We start from the raw sequence: 1,503 nt of genomic DNA, 5'->3' as shown, positions 1-1,503 counted from the left end.
GTCGTAGAGGACTTCCCAGAGGTCCTGCTTGGCCTTGATGCCGGACGGTTGGCGCCGCAGCCGGTTGAGTTCAGGGCTGTCGTAGGTCCGGTAGTCGACCTTGACGCCGTAGTCGTTGACGGCTCGCCAGACGGCCGGCAGTAGCTCGATGTAGTCGTGATCCGACAACGCGACGGGCAGGTAGCCTGCGCGGGCGACGGCGATGGCGTACGACTCGTTCGGTGACAGAATCCGGCCCGGCATGTAGGGGTTGCGCAGGCCCTCGTGCGGCCGCTGCTGCCAGCAGATGATCCACTCGTCCAGCAGGTCCTGGAGCTGGGCGAGAGTCCAGACCGCCTCGGCCGCCGGGTCGCTGCCGCGGCGGGTGACGTCGGAGCCGGTGTAACCCGCGACGTACTGGCAGAACAGCGAGTTGATCGACGCGAACGTCCGCTCCACGATCGCCTTGTCCGTCGGCGTCCGGGGACGCGCGGGTTGCAGCGAGATCCCCAGCAGCGAGCACGCCGAGGAGAAGGTCTCCGAGACGAAGACCTTGCCGTGGTCGATAACAATGGTGTCCGGCACGATCACCGGCTTGGCCGCGGCGAACTCCAGCCGCTTGTCCACCGCCATCAGCCGCTGGTGCGGCAGGATCGAGTCCGCCATCGCCAACGTCTGGCTCCAGCCGGGCCGCATCGGCTCCGGCACCAGCATCTTCGCCAGCAGCACCGCCGCGTCGACACCCTTCGTGCCTGCCGGCCTCAGCAGGGCCGCGCAGATCGTGCGTGTCGTCACATCGACCGCGATGGTCATCTCCGGCCTGGCTACCACCCCGTCGTCCAGCACGGCCATCACGTCCAGCCGGGTCGAGTCGACCTGCACGATCTCGCCCGGCCGGGCTGCTGTGGACGGGGTGAACGGTCCTGTCGGCCGCAGGATCCGCTGGCGCCGAACCGTCGCCGATCCGAAGGCGTCGTTGGCCTTGGCCAAGCCGTTGACGAGCCGGTAGAACGTCGCCCGCTTCGGCAGCTCAACCTCGCCTTCGCCGTGCCGGTCGGCGAGGATCTGCTGGGTCTGCATCATCACGCGTTTGCGGTCGCCGGTGGACAGGTCCGTCTGTCCGGCCAGGGCATGGGTGACCGCGTCCACGATGCGCTCGTCCACCCGGCCGGTGCCCGGGACCGGTGCGGGAGGCTTCCGGGAGCGGCCGTCCACCAGACCCCACAAGCCCTCGGCCTCGTAGCGTTGCCGCATCCGCAGGAAGGTCCGTTTGCTGATCTGCTGCCCGGCGGCCGTCAACTCGGCGACCTTGGCGGCCTCGCGCTCCACCAGCGTCCGCCAGGCCGGGTCGTACTCCGGCCGCGGAGATGTGCCCTCTTCCGCGTCCGGCGGCAGGCCGGTCACCACCTCCGCCACGTGCCGTTCCCAGAACCGCGCCTGTTCGACCGCCGCCTCGGGCAGGGCGTCCACCAGCGCGAACGGAGGCAGAGCCGTCGCTGGAACCGCGTCCGGCCCGCGGTCGAG

At 69.8% G+C, this 1,503-nt stretch carries 1 protein-coding gene; it reads right to left on the bottom strand.

Features of this window, described 5'->3' with window-relative positions; translation table 11 throughout:
• Positions 1-1,449: integrase (locus ABZ885_RS41000; protein WP_360200283.1), on the bottom strand; the 1,449-nt coding region annotated here is incomplete at its 3' end.
• Positions 1,450-1,503: the final 54 nt, after the last annotated feature.

The organism is Kitasatospora sp. NPDC047058 (assembly GCF_040643935.1).
GTDB lineage: Bacteria > Actinomycetota > Actinomycetes > Streptomycetales > Streptomycetaceae > Kitasatospora.
This window is presented reverse-complemented; position numbering and strand designations above follow the sequence as displayed.